1 protein-coding gene is annotated in these 1,155 nt (G+C 43.5%); it reads right to left on the bottom strand.

Annotated features, from left to right (window positions below):
- Positions 1-154 precede the first annotated feature (154 nt).
- Positions 155-940: an NYN domain-containing protein gene (locus tag JK208_RS15825; protein ID WP_211576716.1), complete on the bottom strand. Its 786-nt coding sequence runs from the start codon at positions 938-940 to the stop codon at positions 155-157.
- Between the last annotated feature and the right edge of the window lie 215 nt (positions 941-1,155).

The raw sequence follows: 1,155 nt of genomic DNA on the forward strand, positions 1-1,155 counted from the left end.
GGCCTACCCTCCATCGGTAAGCCTGTGAATCACAACCTCTCGCTCAGTTCAATAAATTAATAGGTCCTGAGCCTAGTAGTTTCGATTGGGAGGTGAGATCAGACATGGTTAGGAAAGCGGAGAGGCCTGTCAAACTCGGGGCGGTTCACTAATCTCAATTTTTCGGCGATGGTGGGACGCATTCTACTGTCATATTTTGACCGTTCCATTTGCCTTTCCAAAGACGTTGAGCAATGCCATCAAACTCCTTGGGGGGACGAACATTCATCGTCAGGACATCGATCTGAATGTTTTTGAAGTGCGCCTTAATCGCGTGTAATGGATCCGCGTAGTCTGCGTCACGCGTCACCAAGATTATGTGATCAACGCCATCAAGGGCGTGCTTAAAGAGATCCGTGGTAATGCGTGCATCTATTCCTGATTGCCGCGGCCAGACTAAGGTCTGGCGTTTTTGTCCTGAAGCGTCGAGACTTGAAGCTTTTCTTTCGACGTGCAAAGCATAGAAATGCCACAGTGCATCGAAGTGATTTATTGTATCTCCCGTCAGATGTTGCGATCGCGCTCGAAGAAACCTGTCTTGTTCTTTTGCAGGTAAATTGGCAAATCCAGGCCACTGAAGGTCGTCTTCTGCTATTTCAGCGTCCCAAGCGACAAATGGAGCCCAGCACATAACATCGTGCTGATGCTCTTTGATAAGCCAAAATCCCAGATCATCGATCCACGATGCGAGCGCTTCACAAGTTAGCCCAGTCGGAGGAGTGATTGCAGACCTTACATGATAACCATCAATCACTATCCCCACACTATAGCTATTTGAAGAGTCAGGCACGATGCAAGAATTAGGATCGTTTGAAATAATAATTTCATCTTTCTTGCTCTGAGTCAAGTCTTCAACGAAATTATAGATTTCAAATTTGAGTGTATTTAAATATTTAACCACCTATAATTCCTTTTTAAAAAAGATTCGCAATAAATTTATATAGATAAATTTATCACTTATATAATTCTTATTTTGCCTCCCCCAAGGAAGAGACGGACAAAAATCGAAATTTTTATATTCTACATTTGAATCAAATTCCTAGGCTCAGGACCTATTAATTTATTGAACTGAGCGAGAGGTTGTGATTCACAGGCTTACCGATGGAGGGTAGGCCT

Source organism: Gluconobacter sp. Dm-74, assembly GCF_018256135.1.
GTDB classification, from domain to species: domain Bacteria; phylum Pseudomonadota; class Alphaproteobacteria; order Acetobacterales; family Acetobacteraceae; genus Gluconobacter; species Gluconobacter cadivus.